Here is a 24,698-nt window from a genome sequence, read left to right as displayed (position 1 = left end):
GGATCGCGGAGAGTCCGGGGCAGGCAACACTCCCCCGCGGTGCTGCCTGCCCCGGGCCCGCACTGAGTATATTGGCTCGGAGCCAGTCAACGCAGGAGTTACAGAATGTCCCCGCGCAGTCCGTCGGTCAATGAAGAATTGCGCAGACGTTCCCGGGAGCGGCTGCTGCAGGCGACGGTGGAGCTGGTGGGCGAACGCGGGTTCGAGGCCACGACGCTCGGACACATCGCGGACCGCGCCGGCGCCGCCCGCGGCCTCGTGTCGTACTACTTCCCGGGCAAGCGCCAACTGCTGCAGTCCGCGGTGCACCGGCTCATGCACCGCACGCTGGACGAGGCGCTCGAGCGGGAGCCGCGGACCGAGGACGGGCCCGAGCGGCTCGCGCGGGCCGTCGACGCGATCCTGGGCCTCGCCGTCGACGAACCGCTGCTGATGCGCACGCACATGGCGGGGATCCTCCAGGCGGAGGGGTTCGTGCAATGTCCCGAGCAGCAGCGTCTCGCGGAGCTGCTGCGCGACACCGTGGTGCGGTACGGATCGCAGGACCCCGACCGGGACTATCCGCTGCTGCGCGCGCTCCTGATGGGCGCGGTCTTCGCGCTGCTCATCCCCGGGGCGCCGATGCCCCTGGAGACGCTGCGCGCCGAGTTGTTCCAGCGGTACGACCTCGACTGGAAGCTCGGCTTCCCGCCGGACGGCACACCGCCCGACGGGATGTTCCCGAACGGGACTAGTCGAAGTAGTCCGGCTGCGTCTGGACGTTGAGCTCGTGCAGGCGGACCCGCTGGGCGGAGTCGGTCCGCTTGTCGTTGATCTTCAGGACGTCGAGGCCCTTCTCGATGTCGTTCGAGTAGACCCGGCCGTTGTAGTAGTACGCCGACCACGAGCCCGCCGTGGTGATCTTGTCCGTGGTGTGCGGGCCGCGCTCGAAGTAGCCGATCTCCTTGGGCTTGGCGGAGTTGGTGAAGTCCCAGACGGAGACACCGCCCTGGTACCAGGCCTGGACCATGAGGTCCTTGCCCCTGACCGGGATCAGCGACCCGTTGTGGGCCACGCAGTTCTCGGTGTCGGCCTGGTGGCGCGGGATCTTGAAGTAGCTCTTGAAGACCAGCTTGCGCTTGTCGCCCTTGCCCTTGATGTCGTAGATGCCGTTGGCGCCGCGCTCGGGTCCGGTGGCCGCGTTGCAGGTGGCGCCGGAGCCGCCGCCGAGCTCGTCGGTGAAGACGACCTTGTCCGCCCGCTGGTTGAAGGTCGCCGAGTGCCAGAACGCGAAGTTGGTGTTGTCCTGGACCTGGTCGATGACCCTCGGGTTCTCCGGGTCCTTGATGGAGAAGAGGATGCCGTCGCCCATGCAGGCGCCCGCCGCGAGGTCCTCGGAGGGCAGCACGGTGATGTCGTGGCAGCCGGTGGTCTTGGAGACGCCCGGGTTGGTGGGCCCGCCCGGGTTGCCGCCGCCGTCGGGACCCTCACCCGGGAAGAGCACGGGGAAGTTCACGACCGCGGCCTTCTGCGGGGCCTTGCGCGGCACCTTGATGACCGAGATCCCGTCGTGCGGAGGCTGGCAGTCCGGGAACGTCGCGTTCGGGGAGTACGAGGAGACGTACACGTAGACGTTCTTGCGCTCCGGCACCAGCGTGTGTGTATGGGACCCGCAGGCGGTCTCGACGGCGGACACGTACCTCGGGTTCGACTTGTCGCTGATGTCGAAGATCTTCATGCCCTCCCACGAGGACTTCTCCGTGGCGGGCTGCGTGGTGCTCTTGCAGGAGTTGTCGCTGCGCGAGGAGTCCGTGGAGAGGAAGAGCAGGTCGCCGGAGACGGAGACGTCGTTCTGCGATCCCGGGCACAGCACCTGTGAGACCGTCTTCGGTGCCTTCGGGTTGCTGATGTCGTAGATCCGGAAACCGTCGTAATTGCCGGCGAAGGCGTACTTGCCCTGGAACGCGATGTCCGTGTTGAGGCCCGGCAGCGCGTCCTTGGGGATGTTGGCGAGGTGCTCGATGTTCTTGGAGTGGACGACCTCGTCGGGCGCGGGTATCTCCCCGCGCTCGATGGCCTTCTCCGTCCGGGCTTCTGCGCTCTTGGAGACACTCTTCGGGGCGGCGGGGCTGTCACCGGGGTCGGGGACGGCTCCCGCGGGTGCGGCGGTCAGCAGCGCGGCCAGCAGCCCGGCCGCGGCCGCTCCGACTCCCATGCGTCTGCGTCGAGTTCGGGAATTGTTCAACAGGGTCACTGCTTCCTCCCTTGTCGCCGTTCACAGTGGAACGGTTCACGGACACCCGAAGTATCGTGCTCATCATGCACAGATCAACAGAGGGGGAAGCGGTCCCGTAACAAGAGTTTTTGATCGCGGACGGTCACCCGCGTGCTAGTACGGACCCCAACTCGTCGCCGCGTGCCGCAGGAGGTCTCTGTGCTCAACCGTCGTACATCCGCCGTCACCGCGTTGCTGGCGGCAGCCGTTCTCGCGCTCGCGGGGTGCGACTCCGACGGGGGCGGCGGGGGCGGTCCGGACGCCGGACCCAAGGCGGCGGCCGAGCCTTCGGTGATCGCGCCGGGCAAGCCGGGCGAGACCGCCGCGACGATGTCCGCGAAGGACGCCGCGAAGCAGAGATCCGAGGACGACTCCCCCAACTCGGCTGACTTCACCTACACGCAGATGATGATCGTGCACCACGGTCAGGCCCTGGAGATGACCGAACTCGCCCCGAAGCGGGCCGAGTCGAGCCGCGTCAAACGGCTCGCCTCGCGCATCTCCGCCGCCCAGCGGCCGGAGATCGGCGCGATGGAGGGCTGGCTGAAGAAGCACGGCGGTCCGCGCGAGCACGCCGGGCACGACCACGCGGCCATGCCGGGCATGGCCAGTGCGGCGCAGCTGAAGCAGCTGCGTGCCGCGAAGGGCGAGGCGTTCGACGAGCTCTTCCTGAAGCTGATGATCACGCATCACACGGGAGCGGTCACGATGGCCACGGACGTGCTCTCCGAGGGCAACAACATCCAGGTCGAGGAGATGGCGAACGACGTGGTGGCGCAGCAGTCGAGCGAGATCGGCAGGATGCGGGAGATGAGCTGAGCGCGGGGCGTCCGGGCGCCGGGATCCGCTGATCCGCTTCCTAACGACGATGGTGACGGGGCGTCAGGAGCCCCGCGTCGCGCGCTCCCGCGATGAGTCTGAGCGACTTGCGGCGGCTGCGCCCGGTCGCGCACATCACGGCGAGCACCGGGTCGCGGCCCTCGCCCTGCGCGGTGCGGTACGCCTCCGCCACGATCCGGCGTCCCGCGTGGCCGCGCGGCCACGCGGGACGGGCGCGGCGGGCCGGTTCGGCCGGCCGCGGGCCGTCGTCCGTCAGCGGCCGCTCGATCCAGTCGACCAGCGCGGCGAAGTCGTCCGGGGAGAGCGGCGGCTGGGCGTGCAGGTGCTCGATGGCGACGCGGCCGTGCGACACCACGGCGGTCACGTCGACGTCTGCGCCGTCGCTGAACGTCAGCCGGACACGGAACGAGGGGCCGGACAGCTCCCCGGCCCGCCCCTCATGTCCGACCCGACTGGCCGGTTCGACCTGACTCGCCGCTTCGACCTGACCGTCCGGTGCAGCGACGTTCAGTCGATAGTGATCAGAAACATCAGCCAATGATCTGTTCCGCACAGGCGCACGCTATCCGCGCCGTCGCGCCCTCCCGGGAACGGCACGCACGAGGACTCGCACGGACGGACGCACGGCAAGGACGCACACCCTGACATCACGCTCCCCCGGTGCGATCCTGAGACCGTCTCCCGGGCTCGTCTCGCGGAAGGAGCACCGCCGTGCTGCAGGTCGCCGTCGTCGGTTCGGGCCCCAGCGGGGTGTACGCCGCGCAGTCCCTGGTCCAGCAGGACCTGGTGCCGGACGTGCGGGTGGACGTGCTCGACCGCCTCCCGTGCCCGTACGGCCTGGTGCGGTACGGGGTGGCTCCGGACCACGAGAAGATCAAGTCCCTGCAGAACAACCTGCGTACGGTCCTGGAGCACGAGCGCGTGCGCTTCCTCGGCTCCGTCGAGATCGGCCCCGGCGCCCTGCCCCCGGCCCGGCTCCTCGGTCTCTACCACGCGGTGGTCTACTGCGTCGGCGCGGCGGCGGACCGCAGGCTCGGGGTGCCCGGCGAAGATCTGCCGGGCAGTTTCTCGGCGACGGAGTTCGTCTCCTGGTACAGCGCGCACCCGGACGCGTTGGCGGACGTGTCCGCGCAGGACGGGTTCATGCGGGACGTGGAGTCCGCCGTTGTCATCGGGGTCGGCAACGTCGCGGTGGACGTCGCCCGGATGCTGGTGCGCGGCGCCGCCGAACTGCTCCCCACGGACATGCCGGACGCCGCGCTCGGAGTGCTCGCGGGCAGCCGGGTGCGCGAGGTGTCGATGGTGGGCCGGCGCGGTCCTTCGCAGGCGCGGTTCACCACCAAGGAACTGCGGGAGCTCGGCGCGCTGCCGGACACGGAGATCCTGGTGGACCCGGCGGAGCTGGCACTCGACCCCGCCTTCGCCGACCCGTCGGGGCTGCCCGCGGCGAACCGTCGCAACGTGGAGGTGCTGCGCGGCTGGGCCGCGCAGCCCGAGCAGGGCCTGGCCCGCCGGATCAGGCTGCGCTTCTTCCTGCGGCCGGTCTCCCTGACGGCGGGGCCGACGGGGCACGTCGCGGGGACCCGGTTCGAGCGGACCCTCCCGGACGGCTCGGGGGGCGTGACGGGGTCGGGGCGGTACGAGGACGTCCCCGCGCAGCTGGTGCTGCGTTCGGTGGGCTACCGCGGGGTGCCCATCGAGGGGCTGCCGTTCGACGCGGGCAGGGGCACGGTGCCCCACGCGGCCGGGCGGGTGCTGCGCGACGGTGTGCCGGCTCCCGGCGAGTACGTGGCGGGCTGGATCAAACGCGGCCCGACCGGCGTCATCGGCACGAACCGCCCCTGCTCCAAGGAGACGGTGCTCTCCTTGCTGGCCGACGCCCCCGCTCTCGTACGGAGGCAGGTCCCGGAGGATCCACTGACGGGGCTGCGTGCGGCCGGGCTGCGACCGGTCGAGTGGCCGGGCTGGCTCGCCATCGAACGCGCGGAGGCGGAGCTCGGCCGCTCACTCGGGCGCGGCATCGTCAAGATCCCGGACTGGGAGGGGCTGCGGGCGGCGGCCCGGGGGGCAGGGGGTTCAAAGACAGGCTCTTAGTCGGCGTCCAGCAGACCCAGACGGTGGGCGAACGCCGCCGCCTCGCCCCGGCCCGACGCGCCCAGTTCGGGAAGGATGTTGGAGACGTGGACGCTCGCCGTCTTCGGTGAGATGAACAGCTCCTCCGCGATCTGCCGGTTGCTGCGCCCGGCCGCCACCAGCCGCAGCACGTCACGCTCCCGTGCGGTCAGGCCCAGGGCCGCCGCCGGGGACGGATCGGGGGCCGCCTCGTCCTGGTGGAGCGGGATCCCGGCGCGGGCGGCCAGGGCGGCGATGTCCGTCGCGAGGGGGGCGCGCCCAGGTCGTGTGCCGTCGCCGCGGCCCGTCGCAGCAGGTCCCGGGCCGTGTCGCGCGCGTCCGGGCCGCCCCGGACGATCAGGGCTTCCGCGAGGCGCAGGCGGGCGGTGGTCAGAAGCAGCGGGGGCTCCAGACACTCCGCGCCGCGGCGACGGCCTCCGTCCAGGCCTCGGCGCCGAGTTGGCGGCGCAGGGCGCGCAGGGCGGTCGACACGGGGTGGTACGGCAGGGCGTCGGCGCCCGGCTCGACGCAGCCGCCGAGGGCGACGACAATTCCGTCCGCGGCGGCCCGGCCGAGGAACTCCGTCAGGAGCCGGGTCTTGCCGACGCCGGCCTCGCCGCCGACGACGAGAGCGCGGGGCTCCCCGGCGGCCGCACGGGACAGGGCCTCGTCGAGGGCGGTGAGTTCGGCGCCGCGGCCGACGAAGTCGGCGTTCTTGTGACTGCTCTGCACGGGGCCGAGCATCGCACGGCATACGAGGGGGCGGACAGCGGCGTCGGGTTCCGGGCCCTCGCAGGAGCCTGTCCGGGTCCGCGCGGGAGCCTGTCCGGGTCCGCGCAGGAGCCTCTCCGGGTCCGCGCAGGAGCCTCTCCGGGTCCGCGCAGGAGCCTCTCCGGGTCCGCGCAGGAGCCTGCTCGGGTCCGCCGCAGGGCCGCGCGAGCCACGCCTCGCCTCCGCGTGCGCCACGCCGCACCTCCGCGCGAGCCCCTCCCACGCTCGCCCGCGAAGCCACCCGCGGCCTCTCCCGCAACCCCTGCGGCAATCCCGCCCGTGATCCCGCCCGAAGGGACAGGCTTTCGGGTGTCCCCCGTGCCTCTCCCGCACCTCTTCCACCGTCCCGCGGCTGCCTCCCGCGGTCGGCCGCGTCCCAGTCACGCGTTCCAGGCACTCCACGTTCCCCCAGTTCAGCGGCGTATTTACCGTTCCAGCGTCCCCAACTGCCCGGCATTCCTGGCCTTCGGGACGGATGACGCCGCAGGGTTGGGCCGTGCTCGCCGAGAGGTTCCCTCACGGCTTTTGGAGCACCGATTTCGCAGCAACGACATGGGAGTTCGTACATGCTTCGCAAGCGCTCACGTCTGATCGCCGCCCCGGTCGCGGCGGTCGCCCTGACTCTGACCGTGGCCGGCTACCAGGCCAGTGCGGCCGGCGTGCCGGGCCCGGACGAGACGGGCTGGCCCGCCGCCGGCATCGCGGCGGCGGGCCCCTGCCTGTCCGACGCCACGACCCTCCTCGGCGACCTCGACGGCGACGGCCACCCGGACAAGATCGCGAACCCTGGGCTCAACGGCACGAAGATGACGGTCCAGTGGGGAGCCGCCGACGGCACGTTCGGCACCAAGCAGAACGTCGGCAAGCTGGTCGGCGTCAAGCGGGGCGAGGTCGCGACCGCCGCGGTCGCCGACTTCGGCCAGGACGGCAAGCTGGACCTCGTCGTCAACATCGTCGAGCCGTCCGGCGTCGACGATCCCGCGACGGCCCGCGTCGCCGACTACCGGCCCGGACCGCTCAAGCGCGCCGACCTGACCTCGGCCCGCACCCGGCACCTGGACATCGGCGACGCCAGCGAGGCCAAGGAGCTCCGGGTCGCCAACTACGGCGGCGACGCGTACCCCGACCTCGCGATCCTCAGCAACGCCGGTGACGGCGTGTGGGAGCGGAACGTACGCCTTTCGAAGGCGAACAGCGGCCCCGGCGCCTACAACCAGGACCACGAGCAGAAGTACGGCGCCTGGGGCACCCCCGCCGAGCCGCCGGCCATGCCCGGCGACGGCTGGAAGCACTTCTACAAGTCGTGCTCCTGATCCGTCCCTCCCGTCCCGGTCCGATCCGTTCCTGACCGGTTCCCGCACATCCCCTCCGGGCGCCGCCGGTTCTCCCCGGAACCGGCGGCGCCTCCCTCGGCCCGGCCGGGGTGCCTCCAGCCGCTCGAAATGAGGAAGTTCCCGTGTCCAGCTCGTCCCCGGCCCTCGTGGCCGCCCCGGCGCCCGTCGCCCCCGTCGCGGCCGCCACGCCCGCCGTGCTCCCGGTGCCGAAGGACCGGCGCGTCCGCGTCTCCGTCAGCGCCCCCGACCCGATCAGCCGCGAGGGCGTCGTCAGCCAGCTGCGCCGCCATCCCGAGGTCGAGGTGTGCGCCGACGCGGCCGCCGCCTCGGTCACCCTGCTCGTCGAGGACACCCTCGACGAGGCAGCGCTCACCCGGCTGCGGCGTGCCGTGCGCGGCGAGAGCGCCCGCGCCGTGCTCGTCGCCGGAGCGGTGCGCGAGCACGAGCTCCTCGACGTCATCGAATGCGGTGTCGGCGCCATCGTCTGGCGCCGCGAGGCCACCGCGCACCGGCTGGCGCAGGCGGTCCTGACCGCCGCCCAGGGCGGCGGCGACCTGCCCACGGACCTGCTGGGCCAGCTCATCGGCCAGGTGCGGCGCCTCCACCAGGGCGGCCCCGACCAGCCGGGTTTCGTCCTGAGCTTCACCAAGCGCGAGGTGGACGTGGTGCGGCTGGTGGCCGAGGGGTTCGACACCTCGGAGATCGCGCGGAAGCTCTCGTACTCCGAACGCACCGTCAAGAACGTGATGCACGGCCTCACCACCCGTCTCCACCTGCGCAACCGCGCGCACGTCGTGGCGTACGCCCTGCGTGAGGGCTACATCTGAGCGGGCCGGGGCCGGCCGTCAGACGGTGAACCGGACTCCTTCGAGGGACTGGTTCAGTTCCATCGGGCTTCCGTGGTACTTCCACTGGCCGGGGTCGGTGCACACCTCGCCCATCCAGTCCCTGTCGGTCACGAAGGCATCGCTGCACACCGAGCCGTCGTTGACCTTGTAGGTGAAGCCTTCCAGGGCGGGGTCGGCGCTCTCGGTGCTGCCGAAGAACATGTCCTTGCCGTCCTCCGCGTCCGACCAGGGGATGCCCTCGCGCCAGCCCTCGCCGACGAAGGCGCCGGTGCCGGTGACCCCTTGGGTGCCGGACACCGCGATGTTGAGCGACTTGATGGGTGTGTTCTGGCCGGGCGTACCCGCCTCGGCGCCGTCGCACACGGGCTCCTGCCAGGCGTCGCCCACGTAGGCGCGGTAGCAGATGTGGCGGCCCTCGCCGAGTTCGGCGACCGCGTCCGCCGCCGTCTTCTCGTCGGGCGCTTCCTCCTCCCCGCCACCGCCTCCGCCGCCCTCCGGCTCCTGCGCGCCCCCCTTGTCGGACTCCGCGGGCGGCTCGGTCTCCTTGTCCTCCTTGGGCGGTGGCGGCGCCTTCTCGGCCGGCGGGGACGGGTTCGCCGGGGCGATCGCGCCGGACTCCTGCGGCTTCTCCTTCGCCACCGTCCGCATCTCCGGGCGGTACGTCAGCCAGATCGTCACGAACGCGATGGTCAGCGCGAGGACGAGGCCGAGCGTTCCGGCGAGCCAGCCCGGCAGGACGCTGCGCTGCACGAACGTGCCGTCCGCGGTCAGCGGTTCGGTGCCGGAGCGGCGCACGCTCAGCGAGTAGGGCTGCTCCTGCTTGGAGCCGAACCAGGTGATCTGCCGGGGCCGCAGCGTCGCCTTCACGAACGCCGCGCGGCCCGGCTCGATCTGTACGTTGCCGGGTTGGATGTCGTACGACAGCCGGTCGCCGGTGTCGTTGCCGCCGAGCGACGCGGTGACGGTGGTGTTGCCGACGTTGTCCACGGCCAGCTGCGGACGCCCCCGGAACCATCCCTTCACCGTCGGCGGCACCAGCTCGGCGCGCACCTCGGTGAACGGGTTGACGGTGACGTTCCCCTCGGGGACCACGACGGCGCCCGCGTGCTCCGTGGGGGTGATCCGCACCGCGAAGGGATGCGCGCCGGCTCTCGCGTCCGCCGTGCGCGGCGGTGCGAAGGTCAGTTCCACCGTGCCGGTCGTCCCCGGGTAGAGCCGCAGCACGGGTGGCTCGGCCGTGGTCCAGGGGGCGAGGTCACCGACCGGCTCGAAGCGGTAGGCGTCGACGATGTCACCGGTGTTGCGCACCCGCAGCTGCACCGTGGTGGTGCTGCCGGGGTCGACGGTCACGGAGGCAGGTTCGAGGGAGGTCCAAAGGCTCACCCCATGACGCTAGGCCGGGCGGTGTCGGGCGTCAGGAGTCGGCGGGGCAGACCCCGTTGCCCATAGGGGCGCGCGTGATGGCCTACGGCCCTCCTGCCGTCCCGGCGCCCGGCCGGGCACGCCGCCGGTCACCGAGGCACCCGAATGTGCCCTTTGATGCGTGGTCCGGCCTACGGCCCGAACCATAGGCTGCCCGCAGGAATGGACGTCCCGGTGACCGGGTGTCGGCCTGCGAGAAGAGGAGCCATGGGCTACAAGCGAGACGGTGGAAGAGCGGGCCGCACCGAGGAAGGGCGTCCATCGGCGCGTGAACGGGCCCAGCGTGCCGGTCGGCCCGAACCGGGGCTGATGGCCCTGCAGCGCAGCCTGGGCAACAGAGCGGTCGTCGAGATGCTCCAGGGCTCGGGGCACTTAGGCAGCCGGGAGCGGCCCGGAGGCGGGGAGGTCGGGGAAGGGCAGCAGCTCCCGGTGCAGCGGACGCGAGCCACCGCGGGCAGGGGCGCGCCGGCTTCTGTGTCGGTGCAGCGTACGGACGACGGTCTGACGCTCGGCGCCGAGACCAGCGGGCGGTCGCGGGCCGCCGACCCGGCGTTCGAAGCGGAGGCGATGGCGTTCGAGCGCAAGCTCGCGGCCAAGGCCTCCGCGCACGCCGCCGCCAAGGGCGCCATGGCCGACATGGCGACGAAGGCCAAGGCGTACATCCGGAGCGGGGTGGGCGGCGCCTGGGATCACGCCGACGAGCAGCTGGCCGAGATCTTCAAGACCGTCGGCCAGGAAGGCGTCGAGAAGTCGGGCTTCGTCGGTACCGCGGTCGCCGATGTGATGGCCGTCTTCGACCAGGGCACTCTGAGCGAGCAGTACACCCACATCGTGCGCTTCTTCACCGAGGTGCTGGCCCGGGACCTGGCCAGTTCCGCGAAGCGGGCGGAGATCGACCAGCGCATGAAGGAGGCCCAGTTGAACATGCCCTTCCTGCTGGACCGCCGTCGCGCGATGCTGCGGGCCGGTGGCACTCCGGAGAGCGTCGTCACCCGTGACATCGCGCCCGTTCCGCAGGGCTCGGCGGTGGAGCACCAGGGAGACGCGCGAGTCCGGCGCAACGACGTGCTGAAGGCCCTGCACCCGGACCAGGACCCCGGCGAGACCGGGCGTACCGAGCATACGGTCGCGCAGACCGGTCTCGACTTCAGCGACCGGCAGAAGGCGATGCACACGAACGACGACCCGAGCTGGGACGTGCAGCAGGACGCCCTGAAGTGGCTCGCGGGCGCGAAGGTCTGGATGATCAACGAGAAGAACACCTGGGTGGAGGCGCAGCGCAAGCTCAGCCTGCCCCTCGGCGGCGGCCCCTCCGGTACGACCAACACGATGATGAGTGCCGCCAAGGCGCTCCAGGCGGACAAGTACGGCGCCCGGCTCGCGTCCATCGCGTTCCTCGTCGGGGCGAGCCACCACACCGTTGTCGAGATCATGGCCGCGGCCGAGCCGTTCGGCTGTGAGTACGATCCGACGCAGGGGATCTACCGGAACATCAAGCCGCTCACCGAGGACGAACTGCGCGCCTGCGGCAAGGACGGCAGGTTCCCCGGTGAAACGACGCCTGCCGGAAAGAACGGGAACTAGGGCATGACGACATTCTGCGGTCCCTACCCCGAGTTGGTGGGCGCGCGCTTCTGGCTGCCGACGGAGCCCTTCGAGTTCGGCTGGGCGTCCCTCGTGGGCTGCAACGCGCTGTGCTGCACGAGCTGCGGTGAACCGGTGCGGTCGGAAGTGCTGCCGGACGGCAAGCACCGGCGCTACGCCTGTGGATGCCACCGCCGTGACACGGTCTGGAGCTACCGGATCGGGTCCGAATCGGACGACCTGCACCCGGCGTTCACGGACTGGGTGTGCGGCGGGCACCCCGACTTCGAACTCCCCTCCGTTCTGGACGGGGTGGAGCTGAACGAGGCTGTCGATTGGGATGCGCTGGTCGTCGAGGCGGCGCTGCGCCCACCCTTCGATCCGCCCGGCGTCGAACTGTACGCCCGGTGGATCACCCGGCTCCACCGCCTGCTCGGCGCCGAACAGACGGTGCTGAGCCGGGCCGTGGCCGGCCTGCTCGGCGCCGAGGACCCGCGCCTGGTGAGGGAGGCCTACGACTTCTTCACCAATGAGCGGCACGCCGCGGGAGCCGAACTGCTCGCGGGCTCGGTGGCCGGGCGCAGGGAGTGGCTGGGCAAGACCCCGGACCCGCGCCGCGCCTCGTCGTCCCTGCTCGACGGCGCGGCCCTGCTGCTGCACGAGAGGCTGCTGGTGGTGGACGCCGACGGCGCCCCCGTGGACGGGCCGGCTCTCGCCCTGGCCAAGGAGCTCGCGCTCGCCGGTGTCGGCCCCAGCGACGCGCCGTTGACGTTCCGGGACTACGACCCGGACTGGCTCTGGGCCCACGGCGGCGCGCTGGCCGCCGCGAACGCGGAGTGGGTGGACACGCTCGTCTACGCCACCTCGTGGGCCCCTGCCTCACTCAGAGGAGAGGTTCTCGCCGAGATGGCCAAGACCGCGCCGGAGGCGGTCCGTTCGGCCGTCGAGCAGCACTTCGAGGAGCCCGACCGCGAGACGTTGCTGTCCTCCATCCCCGGGCCTCGCTAGGAGCCCGTCGGGGAACCCCCGAGGCGGGTCTCCTGGCGGGTCGCGGCGTCAAGGACGCTGTCGAGGAGGCCGGGGAAGAGGGTGTCGAGGTCGTCGCGGCGCAGCACGTTGAGTTTGGTCGTGCCCCGGTAGATCTGCCGGATGACGCCGCTCTCGCGCAGCACCCGGAAGTGGTGCGTACAGGTCGACTTGGTGACGGGCAGCGCGAAGTACGAACAGGAGAGGCCCGCGGCACCCTCCTCCCGGGCCAGCTCCCGGACGACGCGCATCCGCATCGGGTCGGCCAGCGCGTGCAGCACGGATTCGAGGCGGACGTCCCCGGGCTCGGGGTGAGCGAGCGTCCTGCTGCTCGCGCTGCCGGTCGCGGCGGCGGTCGTCATGGCGGCTCCACTTCGTCCTCTGGCTCTGGCTATGACTCTGACTGGCTGGTGCGTCCTGCGTCCTCCGGCACCCCGCGCCCCATTGTACGAGAACCGTCGTAGTTTGACATGCGCCGTACTACGAGGTCTATCGTACGAGGAGCACATCACCCCCGAGGAACCCCTCAGGAATGGAGCCCGCCGTGAGCGCGCTGTTCGAGCCGTACACCCTGCGATCCCTGACCATCCCGAACCGGGTCTGGATGCCTCCGATGTGCCAGTACTCCGCGGCCCCCGAGGGCGCCGAGGCCGGGGCGCCGCGCGACTGGCACTTCGCGCACTACGCCGCGCGTGCCGCCGGCGGCACCGGCCTGATCATCGTCGAGGCCACCGCGGTCAGCGCCGAGGGCCGTATCAGCCCGTACGACCTGGGCATCTGGAACGACACCCAGGCCGCCGCGTTCCGCCGCGTCACGGACTTCCTGAAGAGCCAGGACACCGTCCCCGCGATCCAGCTCGCCCACGCGGGCCGCAAGGCGTCCACCGACCGCCCCTGGAAGGGCGGCGCCCCGGTGGGCGCGGACGAGCACGGGTGGCAGCCGGTCGCACCCAGCCCGGTCGCCTTCGACGAGCGGCACCCCGTGCCCACCGAGCTCACCGTCGAGCGGATCCGCGAGATCGTGGGCCAGTTCGCCGACGCCGCCCGGCGTTCGCTGGACGCCGGCTTCGAGATCGCCGAGATCCACGGCGCCCACGGCTACCTGATCGGCGAGTTCCTCTCCCCGCACAGCAACAGGCGCACCGACGCGTACGGCGGCTCGTACGAGAACCGCACGCGCTTCGCCCTCGAAGTCGTCGACGCCGTACGGGCCGTGTGGCCCGAGGACAAGCCGCTGTTCTTCCGCATCTCCGCCACCGACTGGCTGGAGGAGGCCGGCTGGACCGCGGACGACACGGTGCGATTCGCCACCGACCTCAAGGAGCACGGCGTCGACCTGCTCGACGTGTCCACGGGCGGCAACGCGTCCGGCGTCCGGATCCCCGTCGAGCCCGGCTACCAGGTCCCCTTCGCCGCACGGGTCAAGGCCGAGACGGAGCTGCCGGTCGCCGCGGTGGGGTTGATCACCGACATCGAGCAGGCCGAGAAGATCGTCGCCAACGACGAGGCGGACGCCGTGCTGCTGGGCCGCGAACTGCTGCGCGACCCCTCGTGGGCGCGGCGTGCGGCGCGTGAGCTCGGCGCGGAGGTACACGTGCCGGAGCAGTATCACCGCTCCGTCTGAGCGCCGCCACCCCGGGCCTCTGGCCGCCTCCGAGACTGCCGGCGCGCGCCTCTCGCTCACCGCGCTCCTCGTTCATGATGGGTCATGGTGGGCACCAGGACCTTACTGCGGACGACTGCGTAAGAGGGGCGACGATGTCGACAGGTCGACTTCCGGAGCACGAGCAGCGCATCCTCGACGAGTTGGAGACGGTCCTGCGCCGGGACCGGCAGCTCACGGCCCGCCTGTGGCTCCTGCGGCTCGGGCCCCGCATGCGCACGGCCCTCGCGAACAGTCCGCACCCGCTCACCGTGGCGGTCTTCGCCGCGCTGTCCGGCACGCTCCTGTTCATCGGCCTCACCACGTCGAGCGCCGGCATGGTCTGGGCCTTCGCGGGCCTGTGGTCGCTCACGCTGATCGGGTTCGTGCGGCTGCTGTGCCGGTGGACCGAGCCGTGACCGCCAGGCCGATTCTCGGTCTGGCGGTCATGTGGTGCCGGGCGTAGAGAGGGAGGTTCACCCAGGGCCCCCAGGGAGGCCGACGTGGACAGGATCATCGGCAAGGGCACGTTCCGGGACGTTTTCAAGAACCAGATCGTCGCGGTCTCCGCGCTGCCACCGGGCACGGCGCGGCGGAACGCGGAGCGTGCCAACGCGGCAGCGGGTCAGTCCGATGCCGCATTACGGACGAAAGCCGAGTTCAGCGCGTTGTTCGAGCTGCTGCTCGCCGAGCAGACGGACCTCACGGGGAACGGCGACCTCGTCCTTCTCGACGCGGACGGCCGGGTCACCGAGATCGGCCGGATGGTGGACGCCTACCTCGAAGCGGCCGTGGACAAAGCGGAGTTCTTCGCTCAGGACATGTATCAGGTCAAGGTCACCGGCTGGCCGCCCGGTGTCCTGACGGCCGACGACGTCGTGGAGGCACCACCGGGCGCCCGGCTGTCCCTGGCGCGGAGCGGCACGCCGGACGACACACTGCTCGCGACACCGGCCTTCTCCATGGTCAACAGCGGCAATCTCACGGCGCACGCGCCCAAGCGCTCCTGGAAGATCGACTTCGAGGTCGGCGCGAGCGAGGACCGCCTCTTCGGCATGGAGCGGATCAACCTCAAGGCGATGTACAACGACCCGTCGCAGATGCGCGAGGCCGTCGCCTGGCGGCTCCTGGAGCGGGCGGGGATCCCGGCGGCGCAGCACACATACGCCACGTTCACGATCAACGACCGCTACATGGGCCTCTTCTCGGTCATCGAGCAGGTCGACAAGAAGTTCCTCAAGGACCACTTCGGCAAGAACTCCGAGGGCAACCTCTACAAGGCGTACTGCGGCGACGTCGGCTGCGCGACCCTGGAGCACCGCCCCGGCACCGACGGCGTCGACAGCGGCCGGCAGTACTTCACCGCGGGCAGCAGGGAGGACGACCGCACCTACCGCCTGAAGACGAACGAGGACGATCCGGCCACCGCCACCTACGACGACCTCGCCGCCCTCGTCCGCACGATCAACGGCGTACAACTCCCCGGCGACGAACGGAAGTTCACGTCCGACGCGTTCCGTGAGGCGGTCGAGCGGATCCTGAACGTGCCCGCGTTCCTGCGGTGGGCGGGCGCCAACGTCCTCCTGGGCAGCTGGGACAACTACTTCGCGACGCCGTCGAACTACTACCTCTACAACTCCGGCAGGCTCGGCGACCCCTCGGGCTTCATGTCCCGCCCGTACTTCACGTTCATCCCCTGGGACTACGACAACAGCTCGGGCATCGACTTCTTCTCGACGCAGTGGCAGTACACGGACCTCCTCGACTGGCCCGCGATGACCCGCAACTACTGCCGGATCACGCACGCGCCGCACCAGGTGTCACGGCTGCCGCTCTTCACCAACCTGCTGAGGCACCACGACTTCTGCCAGTACTACCTCGACCACCTCGAGTACCTCCTGGACACGGAGTTCGAACCCGAGCGGATCGCCGCGCTGCTCGGCGCGGAGGGGTCCGGGCACACCGACGGGCTGTGGCAGCTCATCGCTCCCGCCGCCTACGCGGAGTCCGCCACCCCGCACGGACAGCCCTTCACCGGGCGGCAGTTCACCAACGACGAGGTGTACCGAGCGGCGTACCGGCAGTGGGAGCTGAGCCGGGGCTCGCAGTTCACGTACGGGATCTTCCACTACACGCGCATGCGCTACGACCACGCGCGTCAGCAGCTCGCCGAGCTGCGCAAGACCTACCCCAACGGCGCCAGTGGGGCGTCGTTCCCTGGCGCGATGGAGGTACTTCCCTCATGACCGCGACGAAGAAGAACGGCAAGGAGAAGACCGGCAGGGACAAGTCCGGCACGGACAAGACCGGCAGGAACAAGGCCGAAGCCGCACGTGAGCTCCGCCTCGTCAAGGAAGCCAAGATCCAGGACCTGATCGGGGACAGCGCAGGCACCCGTCTGGAGGCGAGCGGTGTCCTCTACCGCGACGGCGCCTTCCTGATCGTCTGCGACAACCTGCCCTCCCTCATCCGGGTGAGCAGCGAACTGTCGCCCAAGGCCCCGGAGAACGGCGTCCTCAGCCACAAGCAGACCAAGAAGAAGCCCGCTTCGGAGGCCAACGAGGGGTTCGAGGACCTCGCCCACGACGCGGCACGCGACCACTACTACACGCTGAGCGAGGCCGAACCGGTCAAGCCCAAGGGCTTCCGCGCCCGCGTCCAGGAGTACGACGCGAAGCTGCGCCCGATCGGCTCCGCGCACCTCGACTTCGACATCGCGGACGCCAACAAGGGCATGGAGGGCCTGGAGTGGGTCGACCGCTCGGGCACGGGCCACCTCCTCGCACTGTGCGAGGGCAACTGGTGCGCGGGCGGCAAGAAGGGCAGGACGCCGGGCGGCGGACGCATCCAGGTCTTCCGGCGCGACGGCAAGCGCTGGAGCAACACGGCCACGATCCGGCTGCCCAAGTCGCTGCCGTTCGAGGACTACAGCGGCGTGTCCGTGCGCGACGGCCGCATCGCCGTCCTGTCGCAGGCGTCGTCCGCTCTGTGGGTGGGCCGCATCGACACCAAGAAGTGGGAGGTCGACGAGGGCACGGTCCACCGCCTGCCCACGGACGGCAAGGGCCGCACGGTCTACGGCAACCCCGAAGGCGTGTCCTGGGTCTCCGCCGACCACGTGGTGATCGTGTCCGACCGGGCGAAGAAGGGCGCGGCGAACGAACGGTTCCGCGCGAAGGACCAGTCGATCCATCTGTTCCTGATCCCGGGGAACAGCGACTGATCCACATCGGCGACTGGACCACGTCAGCGGCCCCGGGCCTCCCCGGTCACTCGGGGATGGCCGCCAGGGTGAAGGAGTGCCCGGCCGGGTCGGAGTACGTCCGGGTGTCCCGGGGGCCGCTGTTGTCCTTCGTCACGATGGGCCGCGCGCCGAGACCGACCGCCTCGCGTTCCGCCTCGTCCATGTCGTGCCGGGCGACCATGATCCTCAGGTGCGCCTGCTGCGAGTCCTCGGGGCGGGGCCAGCTGGGCGGGATGTAGTCACGCTCCCGGTGCACGGCCAGGCAGACCCCGCTGTCGTTCGTGACCTCTACGTAGTCGGGGTCCTTGCTCAACCGCACATCGGCGCCCAGCAGTCCGGCGTAGAACTCGGCGAGCCCTTCGGGCTCGGAGCAGTCGAGTACGAGCACGGTGTTCTTGTGGACGGTCATGCCGACCGGGTTTCCCGCGCCGTCGTTTCCAAACGGCGGCGCCCGCCTCCCCAGCGGACCCGCGGCCCCCGCGACCTCGCGACCTCCGGCGGCAGAATTGTCAGACCCCTCACCTACTGTGATCGACATGGAAAGCAGGAGGTCTGGGAGGGGTCCTGTCATGAGCTGGGTAGAGGCGGCGGGTGGGTACGCGGTGACCCTGGACGGCACCCGGGTGCTGTGCAGGAACGCCGCGGGGCGCATGCTGAAACAGGTCCCCGCGAAGCTGCGCGACGACGCCGAAGTGGTGCGGCTGCGCCAGCTCGCCGAGTGGCTTGAGCGGCACGAGCGCGAGTGCCGCGCCCAGGTCGACACGTGGCTGGTGCGCTCGCTGCCCGTGCCCGCACGGCTCCTCGTCGAGGTATGGCCCGACGCGGCCTGGCAAGGGGCGCTGCGGGACCTGGTGGTGGCGCCGGTCGGCGCGGACGGCGACGCCGATGTGGCGCGTGCCGGGTTCCTGCGGGACGCCGACCCGGAGCGGGGCCTGGGCATCGTCGACCTGGACGGCGACTCGGTGCGGCTCGACGCCGAGCAGATCCTGATACCGCATCCGGTGCTCCTCGACGACCTGGCGGATCTGCGGGAGTTCGCCGCCGAACTGGGCGTCGAGCAGGGCCTGGACCAGCTGTTCCGCGAGGTGTGGCCGCGCCCGGAGTCCGTCGATGCGGCGGCCCTGGAGTGGGGTGCGTACGCCGACGCGGCGTTCGAGGAGCTGCGGCACGCGACGGCGAGAGCGACGGCTTACGGCTACCGCGTGCGCGGAGGTTACGCGGTGTGCGCGCTGACGGAGGACGGCCGCGCACTCGAAGCGGCGTACTGGCTCGGTGACGACTATCCCGAGAGCGAGACCCGCACGGGCGGGCTCGAATGGCGGGCCGCGGGCGGCCGTCGGGTGCCGCTCGGCGAGGTGGGGCCCGTGGCCTGGTCGGAGGGGGTCCGGATGGCGGCCCTTGTGCACGCGGGCCGCGTGGTGAAGAACGAGTACGGCGAGTCCGACGAGGACGGGGCGGGAGCACGGTGAACGGGGAACAGAAGCTGTTGGAGGCGGGAGCGGTGCTGCCACCGGCCGGTGACGATGCGTCCGGGAAAGGGGCGGCCGGTGACACGCTGACCGCCCGGGCGTACGCGCACCCGGTCCTGGAGGGGCGCACGGTGGTGCGGCTGGTGCCGGAGGCGATCGGTCCCGCCGAGGACCTCGCCCTGGAGTACCTGGGGTTCGGCGCGCCCACGAGCGTCGCGGTGGGGCGCGTGCAGCGCCGGTCGCTCGGCTTCCCCGCCTGGGCGCTGGTCAACGACCCGGCCAACGGGCGGCACGCGCTCGCCGTGGTCAAGGAGATGGAGCGCCTTGCCCGCCTGGTCACCGGCAAGCCCGGTCTGGCCAAGGAGGGCTTCGACGAGATCGGGGACCGCCTCGACCGTTCGGCGCCGCACTTCCTGCCGACGTACTACGAACAGGTGGCGCGGCTCTTCCTCGCGGCCGAATCGGCCCAGCAGGCCTCGGTGTTCTTCGGAAAGGCGCGGGCGGCCGAGCAGCGGCACGCGCTGGAGGTCGACGAGGACCGGATGCGGGAGGTGTTCCTGGAGTTCGCCGGCGTGGGCGCGCTCAGCGGCAAGGTGCTGCGCGAACACGCCAAGGGTCTCGCGGCCCGGCTGTCGGGCCAGGAGGCCTACGAACAGTTCAGGACGCTCTCCTTGCAGCGGTGTGCGGCGGGCATCGCCCCGTACGCGGGCATGCTGGAGGATCTGCGGCGGCTGGCGAAGGGCGCGGGGCTCACCGCCCGCGCGGAGGAGTGCTCGCTGCTCGGGGAGATCATCCACTCGGGCGCGATGACGCGTGCGGCGGGCAGCTTCTGGAAGTCCGCGCTGCCCGCCCTCGCCGAGCTCGCGCAGTCCGATCCCGCGGTGCGGCAGCGGCTGTTGACGCTCCTGCCGACGGCCGGTGGCGACTCCAAGGACGCCTTCGACGAGGCGTGGCTCGCGCTCCTGGACCGGTGCGGGGCGATCGATCTGCTGCTCGACGGCTCGGCGAGCGCCGCCGAGTGGCTGGGCGCGTGGGCGCGGCACCGGCAGCGCGGCTGGCGCACGTCGAACCGGCTCCCTGCCGAACTGGCCCTGGTGGAGCGGCTCGCGCCCCGGCTGATCGCGGACGGCACCCCGGTGCGGCTCGTCGTCGACCGCGGCTGGCGGTGCGAGACGGACCTGGATCTCCTCGACGCCGCGCTCGCGGCCGGGGTGCCGGTCGCCGACCCGCCCGGCGAGGCGAGCGGCCTGGAGCTGCGGCACTGGCTGCAGGACGACGGCGCGGGCGCCAGGGATCTGGTGGCGCTCACCTCGGACGCCCGGTTCGCACCGCTGCTGCGGGAGGGCGTGGAGAACCTCTCGACCGCCGACGGCCCCGCCTCCGGGCCCTCCGCACGCCTTGAGCGGGTCGCGGAGCATCCGGCGCTGCGCACGGTCCTCGCGGACTGGCTCGCACACCGCGCCGAGGACCTCGCCCGGCCCATCGGACTGCCGGGCCTGGACGCGCTGCTGCGGAACGTCTCGCGGTTCTCGAAGCCGGCCGTGCTGGCCACCGCGCCCGAAGCGGTCGAGCGGATCGTCACCTTCGACCCGGCGCCGGTCCTCGCGCGTTCGCTCCGGTCGGGCATCTTCGACGAGCTGGGCTGGCCTGCTCTGGAGGAGGCGCTCGGCACGCTCGGCGACGTCAACACGATGGCGGCGGGCCGGCACCATCCTCACCTCGACGGCCAGTGGTACAAGTGCGCGGACGCGTGGCCCGGGCTCATCGTCCGGGTCGGCACGCAGGTAGCACTCGTCGGCGCCGAAGGCGTCCTGGACCAGCGCACGTTGAGCCTGCCGTCGAAGTCCTCGGGGTACGGCGAACCGACGGTGCGTTTCGTCGACGGGCAGTGGCTGATCGCGTCGGGGCACGGCGGCGAGCGGCGGGCCGTGTGGTCCGGCAGCCCCGCGGACGTGTTCAAGCCGAGCGGCCTCCAGGACGGGTGGTACGGAGCGGGTACGGTCTCGCTGCCGCTCCCGGACGGCAGCCGGTGGTACGGCGCGCGTCCCGTGCACCCCGGGGACACCTCCTTCGCCGAGCAGCGCCGCGAGGTCGCCTCGGACGGTGTGTCGTCCTGGGTGCTGCACGAGGACCGCTGGTACGAGTACGACCCGGCGGGCGCCCGCCGGGGCCGGGCCTCGGTGCCCGCGTTCTTCGACTCCGCGCTCGCCGGGGCGGCGGCGGGCGTGCGCCTGGAGGAGAAGCACTGCAGGCTGCTGCCCGTCGAGCCGGGCCTGGAGAGCTCCCCGTTCGGCAGCAAGGACGGGCTGCTCGGCTGGTGGGTGGCGTACGACGAGAAGTCGGGGACACGCAGGGCGTGTTCCGTCGACGGCACCTCGGGCCCGGCGACGGACGCCGGCCGCCCGACCGCTCCCCTGCGGCTGCCCGCCGGCGCCGTGCTCCACCCGGTCCAGCTCGGCTGGAACGAGTCGGTGGTCGAACTGCGGGACGCGGACGGCGTGGCCGTCGCCCGCGTGCAGATCGGCGACCGGGGCAGCGCCCACGCGGCGGGCACCCGTGTCCTGCCGCCCCTCTGGTACTGGCACGCGCTGCGGCCTCGTGACGAGCGGGGCTCCGCGGCGCTCCGCGCGGTGACCGACACCGATGCCGCCGCGCTCCTGGCCGCCGTCCGCGGCGGCGAGAGCCCCGCCGAGGCCGTCGCGCGACTGCTGCCCGCCGTCACCGACGAAGCGCTCGCGCTGGGCGTGGCCGGGCTCGTCGAGGAGACCGCACGCTGCGCCAAGCGGATCGCCACGCTCGCCGAGCGGGCGCACCGGCAGAGGGAGGCCGGACAGGACACCGCGCCCACCGTGCGGCACGCCCTCGACAGTGTGCTGCGCGAAGCCACGGTGGGCCTGACGGGCACGCAGCACTTCTCCGGGTCGTACCACTACTACGGCAGGTCCGAGCAGGCCACCTCCGCCATGGAGCAACTCGCCGCGCTGCGCCGCGTGTTGGGCCCCAAGGCGCCGGACGGCAAGGCGGGTCTCGGCAGCAGCGGCGTGGCCTGGCTGACGCTCGCCGGGCCCGGTATGGCGGCGCTCGCCGTGCGGGCCGCCGCGCCGACGACGGAGGACGCACACCGCGCGGCCCTCCTCGAATTCCTCGACGCCGTCCTCGCGGTGCGGGCCGATGACGACTCGGTCCTCGTCGATCCGCGCGGGCGGCTGCGGGCGGTGCGGCTCAAGACGTCGTACAAGGCCCGGCCGGAGCGTGTCGGCGAGGTCCTCACCGCGGGGGCGCGGCGCATGCTGATCGTGTCGTGCCAGCGCGTGGAGGGGGACGACGCGTTCTGGAACGGCATCGAGTACGACCCGTCCGGCGCCTTCGGCGCGTGGGAAGGCTTCGCCCTCACCTCTGCCGAGGTGTACGGCGAGCCGGACGACCCGCGCCGGGCGCCCTCGCTGCGGCGGCTGCTCGCGCTCCTGCGGGAGCGGGGGCCGCTGCCCTACCGGCCGGAGCAGGCGACGGAACTCGCCGAGCGCATCGGCGTCGGGCCGATCACCGGGGCGCTGCTGCTGCTCGGCATGCCCGGTCTGGGGAGGTTCGGCAGGGACGGGCTGCTCCCCGCCGAGTTCCTGAAGCCGCTCGGCGCCAAGAGTGCGGAGGCGAAGGCCGCGCGCGGGGCGCTGCAGGATCTGCCCCTCCCCCAGCGCCAGGAGTTCACGGCATCCCTGCTGCCCGCCGCCCCGAACGGCGTCAACACCCTCTGGACGACCGGCTGCGCACTGGACGCCACCAGCGAGCTGTGGCTGGCGGTCCGCGGCAGGCACCGCGTCGCCCCACCCGAACTGGTCGCCCAGGTGGTCGCCGAGATCGGCCCGGGTCCCATCCTCGACCACGTCCTCAACCCCGAGGCGCGGCCCGAACTCACCGGGCGTACCGAGCAGACGCTCGGCGACGGACTGCGCCCGAAGGACCCGGAAGCCCTCCTCGAAGGGCGCGATCTCGTCCCGTACGTGGACATGCTGCGCTGGCTGGCCTACCGCCTGCCGTACGGCGACCCTCTGCGCCCGGTGCTGCCCGAGACGCTGCGCCTCCTCCGCGAACGGCTCGCCGACCCGGGCCTGCTGCTCGACCTGCGGGTGAGCTGGGGCACGGACGGCAAGGTCACCGGCGGACACGTACGGGAGGCGTACGGGCTGCCGCCGCGCGGCGGCGAGGACGGCCTCGGGCTCGTGGCCGCGGGCCCCGCGCTGGTCCTCGCCCCGATGCAGCACCGCAACGACTGGGACGCCGTGTGGGTGCGCCCGTCGGCGTTGCTGCCGGGCGCGAGCGCCGAGGGCGGTCCGGACCACCCGGCACTGACGCTCCTCATCGGCCTCGCCGACAACAGCGACGCGCTGAAGGCGCTGCGGACCCTGATCAGCGACGAGTTCGCCACGCTGCTCGCCGCCGACGGGCCCGCGGGCGCACCGCAGAACCCACTGGTCGGCGCACCCGACCTGGTGCCCGAGGCGGCCCGCCGCCTCGAACTCTCCGAGGACGCGGCCGTGCTCTACCTGATGGTCCTCGCGCTTCCCGACCCGACGGACCGCCGCCAGGCGGCCTGGACCGGCTGGAAGCCCGCCCGTCTGAAGAAGGCCAGAGCGGAACTCGCCGCCACCGACCTGGTGGTGGAGGCCAAGCGGTCCCGGGCGGGGCGCACGCTTTTCCTGCCCGGCGGCTGGCACGACCGCAGCGCGCCCCTGCTGCCCGTGGAGAGCTGGAAGAAGCCGCTGCTCCCGGAGCCGGGCTTCCGGTTCGAGGTGCCCGGGTGCCCGGTGCCCGAGCTGTACGCACGGGCGTGGCAGCGGGTGGTCGACGGGGACGTGCCCGGCTACGAGGAGTTCGAGACGCGGGGCGGCCGCAGGGGAGGCAGGCGATGAACCGGCAGGATCAGGAGCCCACGGTCGGGCGGCAGATGGAGCTGCCCGAGGACCGGTACGCGGAGGAGCTGGCGTTCCTCGCGGCGTACGACGACGGGCCGCGCCCGCCCGGCTGGCGTCTGACGCCCCGCGCGGTGGTGCTCTTCGTCTGCGGTTCGAGCGGCGAGGAGCTGGTCGACGGGGCGGGCCGACGCCTCGTCGTCTCCGGGAAGTTCGTGGGCGAGCGGCAGCTGGTGGAGCGCTGTGTGGTGACGCTCGCGGGCGAGCGCGGACTGCTGCTCGTCGGCGAGCCGGGCACCGCCAAGTCGATGCTGTCCGAACTGCTCGCCGCCGCCGTGTGCGGCACCAGCGCGCTCACCGTGCAGGGCACCGCAGGCACCACGGAGGACCAGCTGCGGTACGGCTGGAACTACGCGATGCTGCTCGCCAAGGGCCCGAGCCGGGAGGCCCTCGTGCCCTCGCCGGTGCTCACGGCGATGGCGCGCGGCGCGGTGGCGCGGGTCGAGGAGGTGACCCGCTGCCTGCCCGAGGTGCAGGACTCCCTGGTGTCCCTGCTCTCCGAACGCCGTGTCTCCGTACCGGAACTGGCGGGTCTCGACGGCGACGACGGCACGGTGCACGCCGTGCCCGGCTTCACCCTCATCGCCACGGCCAACCTGCGGGACCGGGGCGTCTCCGAGATGTCCGCGGCCCTCAAGCGGCGCTTCAACTTCGAGACGGTCGGCCCGATCGGCGACCTCGCCGCCGAGACCGAGCTGGTGCGCAGCCAGGCCACGGCGGCGCTGGCCCGCTCCGGCGCCGCGTTCTCCGTCGACGACACGGTCCTGGAGGCGCTGGTCACCGCGTTCCGTGACCTGCGCTCCGGGCGCAGCGCCGAGGGCTGGGAGGTCGAGCGGCCCTCGACGGTCATGTCGACGGCGGAGGCGGTGCAGGTCGCCACGTCCATGGGGATCGGGGCGGCGTATCTGGGCGACGGGCGGGATGTCGTCCGTACGCTGCCGGGCCACCTCCTCGGCACCGTCCGCAAGGACGACCCGGCCGACCACGCGCGGCTGCTCGGCTACTGGGACGGTCCGGTGCGGCGGCGCGCGGAGGACGGCGCGGGGCTGTGGCGGACGCTGTGGGAGCTGCGTGATGATCTTGGGTGAGGGTGAGGGTGAGGGTGGGGGTGCGGCTGGGGGTGCGGCGGCGGTTGTAGCGGCGGATGTGGCTGTAGCTGGGCGTCGGGATCTTGGGCCGGAGCCG

19 protein-coding genes and 1 pseudogene are annotated in these 24,698 nt (G+C 72.1%); 14 read left to right on the top strand and 6 right to left on the bottom strand.

Features of this window, described 5'->3' with window-relative positions; all coding sequences use genetic code 11:
* Positions 1-105 precede the first annotated feature (105 nt).
* Positions 106-765, top strand: a complete 660-nt coding sequence (locus DEJ48_RS34290) for a TetR/AcrR family transcriptional regulator (RefSeq protein WP_150220018.1) — start codon at positions 106-108, stop codon at positions 763-765.
* Here DEJ48_RS34290 and DEJ48_RS34285 read toward each other — a convergent pair.
* A complete protein-coding gene (locus DEJ48_RS34285) occupies positions 731-2,233 on the bottom strand; it encodes an LVIVD repeat-containing protein (protein ID WP_150220017.1) in 1,503 nt (500 codons plus the stop codon). The genes DEJ48_RS34290 and DEJ48_RS34285 overlap by 35 nt on opposite strands.
* 180 nt (positions 2,234-2,413) lie before the next feature.
* Here DEJ48_RS34285 and DEJ48_RS34280 point away from each other — a divergent pair, with 180 nt between their 5' ends.
* Positions 2,414-3,073, top strand: coding sequence for a DUF305 domain-containing protein (locus DEJ48_RS34280; protein ID WP_150220016.1), 660 nt, complete (start codon positions 2,414-2,416; stop codon positions 3,071-3,073).
* Between the two features lie 40 nt (positions 3,074-3,113).
* Here the strand turns inward: DEJ48_RS34280 and DEJ48_RS34275 are convergent, their stop codons facing one another.
* Complete coding sequence (locus DEJ48_RS34275) at positions 3,114-3,515, bottom strand: DUF6214 family protein (RefSeq protein ID WP_150221566.1); 402 nt, start codon at positions 3,513-3,515, stop codon at positions 3,114-3,116.
* A 290-nt stretch (positions 3,516-3,805) separates the two neighbouring features.
* Here DEJ48_RS34275 and DEJ48_RS34270 point away from each other — a divergent pair, with 290 nt between their 5' ends.
* Positions 3,806-5,188 (top strand): FAD-dependent oxidoreductase, encoded by a 1,383-nt coding sequence (locus DEJ48_RS34270; protein WP_150220015.1) that lies wholly within the window; start codon positions 3,806-3,808, stop codon positions 5,186-5,188.
* Here the strand turns inward: DEJ48_RS34270 and DEJ48_RS41140 are convergent.
* Positions 5,185-5,869, bottom strand: a pseudogene (locus DEJ48_RS41140) (LuxR C-terminal-related transcriptional regulator); the annotation flags it as partial. The gene DEJ48_RS34270 and the pseudogene DEJ48_RS41140 sit on opposite strands and share 4 nt — an antisense overlap.
* Before the next feature lie 674 nt (positions 5,870-6,543).
* Here DEJ48_RS41140 and DEJ48_RS34260 point away from each other — a divergent pair.
* Both DEJ48_RS34260 and DEJ48_RS34255 read left to right on the top strand, forming a co-directional pair.
* Positions 6,544-7,290: an FG-GAP repeat domain-containing protein gene (locus DEJ48_RS34260; protein ID WP_150220014.1), complete on the top strand. Its 747-nt coding sequence runs from the start codon at positions 6,544-6,546 to the stop codon at positions 7,288-7,290.
* Positions 7,291-7,505: 215 nt separating this feature from the next.
* Positions 7,506-8,138, top strand: a complete 633-nt coding sequence (locus tag DEJ48_RS34255; RefSeq protein WP_150221565.1) for a helix-turn-helix transcriptional regulator — start codon at positions 7,506-7,508, stop codon at positions 8,136-8,138.
* Positions 8,139-8,156: 18 nt separating this feature from the next.
* On the opposite strand, the gene DEJ48_RS34250 is transcribed toward DEJ48_RS34255, so the two are convergent.
* A complete protein-coding gene (locus DEJ48_RS34250; protein ID WP_150220013.1) occupies positions 8,157-9,542 on the bottom strand; it encodes a hydrolase in 1,386 nt (461 codons plus the stop codon).
* A 246-nt stretch (positions 9,543-9,788) separates the two neighbouring features.
* Here DEJ48_RS34250 and DEJ48_RS34245 point away from each other — a divergent pair, with 246 nt between their 5' ends.
* Together DEJ48_RS34245 and DEJ48_RS34240 are read left to right on the top strand one after the other, a co-directional pair.
* Positions 9,789-11,165 carry a hypothetical protein gene (locus tag DEJ48_RS34245; RefSeq protein ID WP_150220012.1) on the top strand — a complete coding sequence of 459 codons (1,377 nt, stop codon included), beginning with the start codon at positions 9,789-9,791 and terminating at the stop codon, positions 11,163-11,165.
* Positions 11,166-11,168: 3 nt separating this feature from the next.
* A complete protein-coding gene (locus DEJ48_RS34240; protein ID WP_150220011.1) occupies positions 11,169-12,173 on the top strand; it encodes a hypothetical protein in 1,005 nt (334 codons plus the stop codon).
* Here DEJ48_RS34240 and DEJ48_RS34235 read toward each other — a convergent pair.
* Entirely contained in the window at positions 12,170-12,553 is a 384-nt protein-coding gene (locus DEJ48_RS34235) for an ArsR/SmtB family transcription factor (protein WP_150220010.1), read from the bottom strand. The two genes, DEJ48_RS34240 and DEJ48_RS34235, sit on opposite strands and share 4 nt — an antisense overlap.
* Before the next feature lie 182 nt (positions 12,554-12,735).
* Here DEJ48_RS34235 and DEJ48_RS34230 point away from each other — a divergent pair, with 182 nt between their 5' ends.
* From DEJ48_RS34230 to DEJ48_RS34215, 4 genes are all read left to right on the top strand, one after another.
* Positions 12,736-13,815 (top strand): NADH:flavin oxidoreductase/NADH oxidase, encoded by a 1,080-nt coding sequence (locus DEJ48_RS34230; RefSeq protein WP_150220009.1) that lies wholly within the window; start codon positions 12,736-12,738, stop codon positions 13,813-13,815.
* Between the two features lie 134 nt (positions 13,816-13,949).
* On the top strand, positions 13,950-14,252 hold the full coding sequence (locus tag DEJ48_RS34225) for a DUF3040 domain-containing protein (protein WP_150220008.1): 303 nt from the start codon (positions 13,950-13,952) through the stop codon (positions 14,250-14,252).
* A gap of 84 nt (positions 14,253-14,336) precedes the next feature.
* Positions 14,337-16,079 carry a CotH kinase family protein gene (locus tag DEJ48_RS34220; RefSeq protein WP_150220007.1) on the top strand — a complete coding sequence of 581 codons (1,743 nt, stop codon included), beginning with the start codon at positions 14,337-14,339 and terminating at the stop codon, positions 16,077-16,079.
* Positions 16,076-17,056, top strand: a complete 981-nt coding sequence (locus DEJ48_RS34215; RefSeq protein WP_150220006.1) for a hypothetical protein — start codon at positions 16,076-16,078, stop codon at positions 17,054-17,056. The genes DEJ48_RS34220 and DEJ48_RS34215 overlap by 4 nt, the downstream gene beginning before the upstream one ends.
* 46 nt (positions 17,057-17,102) lie before the next feature.
* Here the strand turns inward: DEJ48_RS34215 and DEJ48_RS34210 are convergent, their stop codons facing one another.
* Positions 17,103-17,486, bottom strand: coding sequence for a VOC family protein (locus DEJ48_RS34210; protein WP_150220005.1), 384 nt, complete (start codon positions 17,484-17,486; stop codon positions 17,103-17,105).
* A 160-nt stretch (positions 17,487-17,646) separates the two neighbouring features.
* On the opposite strand from DEJ48_RS34210, the gene DEJ48_RS34205 reads away from it, so the two are divergent.
* Genes DEJ48_RS34205 through DEJ48_RS34195 form a run of 3 tightly spaced genes read left to right on the top strand, consistent with a single transcriptional unit; the run spans position 17,647 to position 24,601 of the window.
* The gene (locus DEJ48_RS34205; protein WP_150220004.1) at positions 17,647-18,546 is read left to right on the top strand and encodes a DUF4132 domain-containing protein; all 900 of its coding nucleotides are present in this window, start codon (positions 17,647-17,649) and stop codon (positions 18,544-18,546) included.
* Positions 18,543-23,453, top strand: coding sequence for a hypothetical protein (locus tag DEJ48_RS34200; protein WP_150220003.1), 4,911 nt, complete (start codon positions 18,543-18,545; stop codon positions 23,451-23,453). The genes DEJ48_RS34205 and DEJ48_RS34200 overlap by 4 nt, the downstream gene beginning before the upstream one ends.
* On the top strand, positions 23,450-24,601 hold the full coding sequence (locus tag DEJ48_RS34195) for an ATP-binding protein (RefSeq protein ID WP_150220002.1): 1,152 nt from the start codon (positions 23,450-23,452) through the stop codon (positions 24,599-24,601). Before DEJ48_RS34200 ends, DEJ48_RS34195 begins: the two co-directional genes overlap by 4 nt.
* The last annotated feature ends 97 nt before the right edge of the window (positions 24,602-24,698 follow it).

It is taken from the genome of Streptomyces venezuelae (assembly GCF_008642315.1).
Classification (GTDB): Bacteria; Actinomycetota; Actinomycetes; order Streptomycetales; family Streptomycetaceae; genus Streptomyces; species Streptomyces venezuelae_D.
This window is presented reverse-complemented; position numbering and strand designations above follow the sequence as displayed.